This window comes from Cobetia sp. (genome assembly GCF_983723665.1).
Genome location: NZ_CFDJES010000126.1, coordinates 2,007 through 8,082, shown reverse-complemented (window position 1 = coordinate 8,082; position 6,076 = coordinate 2,007). Strand labels below are relative to the sequence as shown.

The window sequence follows — 6,076 nt, the reverse complement described above, 5'->3', positions numbered from 1 at the left end:
TCGGTAAAGCCGCCCTCATATTCATAGGAGGTCCGTTCGACACGCCCTTCGCGCCCCACCCCCGAGGCATCCAGGAAACCGCTACGACTGCTGCCCGGCGCACCGCCACTCTCACCGGCTGCGGGAGCTTCCTGAATCGCGGTCGGGTCTTCGCCACGAGCGATCGCTTCGCGCAACGCTTCCACTGCCGGGTCAACAGGCGCTTCCCCACGCGACTCGGCCAGCAACACCTCAACGCCGATCGGCGCCCCCTGCGGCACCACAAGCTGGGTGCCGTCTTCCAGCACCACGATCGCGCCCTGCGGTGCGACCAGAGTGGCTGTTGGTTCAAGCGTCATTCCATTGACGACACGCTGCGCCTCGCTGGAGGAGGAAACAACAAGTACTGTGCCTTCTGTGCGGATGACCTGGACCATGGGGACATACTCCTACTGGGGAAAGGTGCTGCATCATGCTGCGAAGGGGGAGCGATGGCATGATAGACAAGAACGGATAGTTACATTTTGATACACAACAACACTTACCGCAACCTAGCAATTTTCAGTAGCGCTATCGCGCTGCAAGGATGAGATATCTAATGCGGAAAAACCTCTTTAAATCAATAAGTAACACTCATAAAAGTCATCATTGTGATTTAGCGAATCTTGCGAGACTGCACAGACCACTGGCGCCGAACACTACGCAAGGATGATGCTTCACCATGAGAACTCGCTAATACCGTAGCATCGCTGTATAGCCATTGTTCAATCAAATCTGCCAAATGTAACAATACTCTTACATTCTGCGGCTGCTGTTGGGCAATACGGCGCAAGTGGCTGCCGGGAGCCTCGCCCACGTGGGGGCCATGGCCCGTACGCTCCAGCCGCTTCACCAATCTGCGGTAGGCTCGCACACCTGCGTGCGCTGACACCTCACGACCCGACCACAACACCAGTGCCACGCCTGCCAGCACCACACTGGCCAGCAACCCGAGCACACCCCAGACAAGCCATTCCCAGCGGAAGTCACCAAACAGTCGCTTCCAGAGATTTCGCTGCTCGTCGAGACGGAACCCCACCACGCTGCGTTGCCAGCGGTATTCGAAACGCTCCCACTGCCGTCTCAGATCACTGAGCAATGAATTATTCAGCGTGAAGGCGCGCAAGCCAGCATCGGCCATGAAGCCCGGCTGCCCCTGCAGGCTCAGCGCCCCCTGCGAGATTCGCTCGGGAGCCACCGCCGCGGTGGGATCAAATCGATGCCAGCGGCCGGCATGGAACACCTCGACCCAGGCGTGAGCGTCATACTGACGGATACTCAATTCCTGCGGCCCACCGATGCCATCGCCTTGTGCCTCGCCGCCCAGATAACCCGCGACCATACGCGCCGGCAGTCCGGCAGCGCGCGCCAGAAAAACGCTGGTAGAGGCGTAATGGGTGCAATAGCCCCGCAAGCTGTCGAACAGGAAATCATCGACACGGCTGAGCCCCTCGAGGCGCGGTGGCGTCAGGGTGTAGTGGAAAGGCTGGCGATTGAAATACTGGAAAAGGCGCTGCAGGAAGACCTGAGGATCTCCCCCCGACTCCCGCATCAGATCGCGAGCGAATTCACGGGCACGCGGGTTGCCATCATCGGGCAACAGCTGATCAAGGCGCTGCATCCATTGCGGAGCCGTTGTCGGTGGCGCGCCGGAGGAAGACATCTCCAACAGCTCGCGGGTATTGAGTGACGCCAGCCCCTCAAGGGTGCCGTCGATCAGGTAGCGGGCCTCACGGCTGGTCGTCAGTGGCGCGCCGAGGCTCGGCCGCCAGGGGCGCGGGTCCGGCTCCAGCAGCAGCTCATAGCGATGACGGGCGACTTCCCCCTCCCTACGCGTCCCGCGCTGAACATAGCGCTCGGCCGGCCCGCCCAGTGCCTCCTGAAGACGCTCCGGCGTGGCGCGCGACCAGCGCACGCCATCAAACAGACTCAGGGTATACACACGCCAGTAGCGCTGGGAGGCCGCAGGCAGTCCGTTGTCGAAACGTGCCCGAAACGCCAGGGCATCACTGCGACCCAGGGCGGCGATATCGCCGGGAGAGACACTGTCGGTAAGCCCCGTGGTGGCCTCGTTGAGCTGCGGCACGTTCCACAGCGGCGGCAAGCGGGGAAAGAGCACGAACAAGCCCAGCATCAGCGGCAGGGACAGCCCCATCAGCCAGGCCGTCTCCCGCATGGCCTCACGACGTTCGCGTGCACCGGCGATCAACACCAGCCCGCCGACCAGCCACGCCGCGGCCATGACCGAAGCCGCCGCCATCAAGGGCCCCTGGTCATGCAGGAAGGCCGCCGCCAGCACCACGAAACCCAGCCCGCAGACCACGCGACCATCGCGCAGGCTGTCCGTCTCCAGCAGCTTGAGCAGATAGATGCCGACCAGCAGGCCGATCATCGCCTCCAGGCGCAGCATCTGGCCATATTCGAGAAACAGGCCCGCCGCGACCATTGCTACCGCCGCCAGCCGCAACAGGATGCCAGCGCGCGGAACTCGCGCCCGGAGTTGCTGAAAGCGCCACAACGCCGCCAGCAAGGCCGGCAGGGCAAGCCATACCGGCATCCACAGCACATGCAGCGCCAGCACCAGACACTGGCCGATGAACAAGTGGCGCAGCTCAAGCCAGCCCAGCGCCTGATCAGGCGTCAGCGGTTTGCGCTGCCACCAGCGTCGTCTGGCGCTGGAGGAAGTAGAAGATGCGCCACGGGAAAGCTCGTCCTTTGAGGAGCGGCCCAGGGAGGCGCGTCCCGGGGAGGCGTTGGCTGTCGACAGGCTCATGCGCTGCCCTCCTGACTCAAGGGACGACTCGCGCCAGCTCGCTCGGCGGCCTCACTGGCCGCCAGCTGGGCGGACCATGGCAACCTGTGCTCGCCGCCGAACAGCGTCAGCGCCTCAAGCACTCGACGACGATGCGCCCCGCCGCTGGCGATGGCCAATGTCTGGCCCGGCAGTCGCAGACCATAGGTCGCCTGGGCGCCTTCCGCCGCCAGCACCCGCGCCGTGAGCTCCGAGAGCCGCTGCTCCATGTCGCCACGACAGGCCTCGTAATCCAGCCACAGCGAGGGACGCGCAGGCGTCTCGAAGCGCTTGGTGACCAACTCTCCGCTACGCCCCCAGTGCTTCCAGGCAATATGCGCTGGCGCGTCGCCCGGGACATAGCGGCGCAGACCGGCGAAATCGCCCTGCTCTATCTGCTCGAGCGTACGACGACTGCCCTGCGGGGTGGAGGGAAGCTCTGGCTGTGGATAGACGAGGACCGGCGTGTCGATCGCGACCCAGGCCCACAGGCGCACCAGTCCCAACGGCCAGCGCGACTCCAGCGTCAGCGTCGGCAATGAGAACTGGCCACGCTGAAAGGCCGCCAGCTCCAGCGGCGCACTGCCTTCGCCGTCATGGATCTCGAGTCGCTGGCGCGCCTCTCCCAGTCGCACATCGATGGCATGTGAGCGAGCCCGACCGGTGAGGCGCACCATGACGCGCAACGTATTGCCCGCAAATGCCTCACCATCGGCGATCAGCTGCACTCGCACGCCCGCCAGATTGCGCCAGCTGCGAAAGATGCTGACCACTGCCACGGCGAACAGCCAGAAGGACAGGCCATGCGCCAGCGAGTTCTCGTAATTGATCCCCAACAGCAGCAGCAGGATCACCAGCACCGCCCAGAACAGCCCGAAGGGCGTCGGCAAGATCATCAAGCGCGCGTGATGAAGCGCCTCGCCTCCGCCAATCGACATCTTGCGCAGCATGCGGGCTTTCACGCGCGTCCATGCGCCGGGCTTCGCCACCTGGGTCATGCAGGCACCACCGCCACCTGCCCGAGCAGATGGCGCGCTACGGCTTCACCTTCGGCAACACTGCCTTCGCTGAGGCGGTGCCCCACGACGGGCGCCCAGACCGCTTGCACATCCTCCGGCAGCACATAGTCACGTCCTGCCAGCAGTGCCCAGCCACGCGCAGCACTGGCCAGCGCCAGCACCCCGCGCGTCGAGAGACCATAGGCCACTTCCGGCGAGCTGCGCGTCGCCGCCACCAGCGCCTGCAGATAATCCAGCAGCGGGTCCGACAGACGCACACGGTCCACGGCGGCCTGCCACTCCTTGAGCACCGAGACGGGCAACAAGGGTCGCAGCGCCTCGATATGCTGACGCCCGGCATTGCCCCTGAGAATCTCGCGCTCGGCAGCGGGTTCCGGGTAGCCCAATGACAGCCGCATCAGGAAGCGGTCCAGCTGGGATTCCGGCAGCGGGAAGGTGCCGGATTGCTGGAGCGGATTCTGGGTCGCGATCACGAAGAACGGTTCTGGCAGGCGACGGGTCTCGCCCTCCACCGTGACCTGACGCTCTTCCATCGCCTCCAGCAACGCGCTCTGCGTCTTGGGCGTGGCACGGTTGATCTCATCCGCCAGCACCAGCGAGTGGAACACCGGGCCGGGATGGAAGCGGAAGTTGCCCTCACGCGGGTCGAATACCGACACGCCGAGAATGTCAGCGGGCAATAGATCGCTGGTGAACTGCACCCGCTGCATGTCCGCTCCGATCAGACGCGCCAGCCCCTGGGCGAGCGTCGTCTTGCCCAGCCCCGGCAAGTCCTCGATCAGGACATGACCACGACACAGTAGACAACAGAGCGCCAGACGGATCTGGCGCGGCTTGCCCGCCAGCACGGTCGACAATGCGGCTTCCACCTCTTCCAGCTGCTGTGGCGATACCTTGGCATTCATGCAAAGACTCCAGAACAAAGTGGGGAGGAGGAGATGCGGCCATCACGATGGGCAGCACATGCCAGATGACGCAGGGCCAGCGGCGTTGCTGCGCAGGCTCGACAAGGAAAAGCGAAGATCATCAGCTCAGGCTCTCACTCAGAAAGCCTTCACGAATCAGGCGCTCAAGGGCCATACGGCTATCAGGCGTTGAAGGATGCAACGCAAGCGCATCGGCAGGCGTGACCCAGAAGGCATCTGCCACTTCTTCGGCCTGCAGCGTCAGCGGGCCATCGTAATGCACCAGATATGCACTGCCGAAGACATGGTTGGTCGCGTCGGTGTAGCAGAAATCGAAACAATGCTTGAGCGGCGCACCGCGCACGCCAATCTCTTCCTCCAGCTCGCGACGGGCAGCCACCTGCACGGCCTCACCGGCCCCGACAACGCCCCCACTGGCGAGATCGAAATAGCCGGGGAACACTTCCTTGCTCAGGGTACGCTTCTGGATACACAGCTCACCGCGGCCATTGAGCACGAAGGCATAGGTGGCACGGTGCCAATAACGGTAGCGTCGCATCAAGCGACGCGGTGCCGTGCCACAAGGGCGATTCTGCGCATCGACCAGCTGAATGATTTCGTCCTGGATCACCGTTCCCTGTTCCTTGCCTGTCCTTGAATCACTTCGATAGCCATCCGCGACGACCAACACCGCCGGATGGCATCGACCAATGCGTCCCACGGTAGCAGAATGCGACGAAGCTGCCTTCAACTGCGGCCCGGACACCTGCCTTCACACCCGGGCAACAGGTGACGCTCGCATTCGTGCAAACCACCTAAAACAGAACCCTCTGCAATAGTCTCTGCACTAGCCTCTACACTAGAGGCCATCGACGTCAGAAAACACCACACTGGCATCATGGACCGCTCCCTTGGTCATTCTCTTTACACACCCAGACAGGAGATGCGCACAGCATGAGGCAACCTCGCCAGGGACATGGCGCGCCGCGACGCGCCGGACAGATATCGGCTGGCCTGACCGCCCTTCGTACCATCGCCACCACCGCCAGCAGATGGCTGGCGACGCTAGCCCTACTCTCCCTTGCCACCATTCACGCCTCGGCGCAGGAGCCCCTGTCCGCCATCCCTCATGTCGAGCAAGCCTTTGCGCTACCGACGCCACCGGGTGCCACGACCGGGGCCGCCTACCTGACACTCTCGATCGCAAAGGGCGATGCCGTGCTGACAGGCGCCAGCACGCCGATGGCCGCCACGGTCGAATTGCACAGCATGCAAGTCACGCAAGAGCGCATGCAGATGCACAGAATCGAGCAACTGGCGATTTCCTCTGACGCGCCGCTGAC

The 6,076-nt window shown here is 63.6% G+C and carries 6 protein-coding genes; 1 reads left to right on the top strand and 5 read right to left on the bottom strand.

The window, feature by feature from the left end:
• The 5 genes from AC4FAH_RS11785 to AC4FAH_RS11765 all read right to left on the bottom strand — a co-directional run.
• Positions 1 to 416 (bottom strand): retention module-containing protein (locus AC4FAH_RS11785; protein WP_490246075.1); only part of this gene is annotated, 416 nt, incomplete at its 3' end.
• Positions 417 to 634: 218 nt separating this feature from the next.
• Positions 635 to 2,791 carry a transglutaminase TgpA family protein gene (locus AC4FAH_RS11780; RefSeq protein ID WP_490246074.1) on the bottom strand — a complete coding sequence of 719 codons (2,157 nt, stop codon included), beginning with the start codon at positions 2,789 to 2,791 and terminating at the stop codon, positions 635 to 637.
• Positions 2,788 to 3,807 (bottom strand): DUF58 domain-containing protein, encoded by a 1,020-nt coding sequence (locus tag AC4FAH_RS11775; RefSeq protein ID WP_153636508.1) that lies wholly within the window; start codon positions 3,805 to 3,807, stop codon positions 2,788 to 2,790. Before AC4FAH_RS11775 ends, AC4FAH_RS11780 begins: the two co-directional genes overlap by 4 nt.
• A complete protein-coding gene (locus tag AC4FAH_RS11770) occupies positions 3,804 to 4,733 on the bottom strand; it encodes an AAA family ATPase (RefSeq protein WP_213114958.1) in 930 nt (309 codons plus the stop codon). The genes AC4FAH_RS11775 and AC4FAH_RS11770 overlap by 4 nt, the downstream gene beginning before the upstream one ends.
• A 121-nt stretch (positions 4,734 to 4,854) precedes the next feature.
• Entirely contained in the window at positions 4,855 to 5,364 is a 510-nt protein-coding gene (locus AC4FAH_RS11765) for an NUDIX hydrolase (RefSeq protein ID WP_339927658.1), read from the bottom strand.
• Between the two features lie 323 nt (positions 5,365 to 5,687).
• Between AC4FAH_RS11765 and AC4FAH_RS11760 the strand changes: the two genes are divergently transcribed.
• Positions 5,688 to 6,076 (top strand): copper chaperone PCu(A)C domain-containing protein (locus tag AC4FAH_RS11760; RefSeq protein ID WP_490246073.1); only part of this gene is annotated, 389 nt, incomplete at its 3' end.

What these genes read in the sequence shown, in the direction of transcription:
- AC4FAH_RS11780 (WP_490246074.1), bottom strand. Translation starts at nt 2,791, where the DNA reads ATGAGCCTGTCGACAGCCAACGCCTCCCCGGGACGCGCCTCCCTGGGC.
- AC4FAH_RS11775 (WP_153636508.1), bottom strand. Translation starts at nt 3,807, where the DNA reads ATGACCCAGGTGGCGAAGCCCGGCGCATGGACGCGCGTGAAAGCCCGC.
- AC4FAH_RS11770 (WP_213114958.1), bottom strand. Translation starts at nt 4,733, where the DNA reads ATGAATGCCAAGGTATCGCCACAGCAGCTGGAAGAGGTGGAAGCCGCA.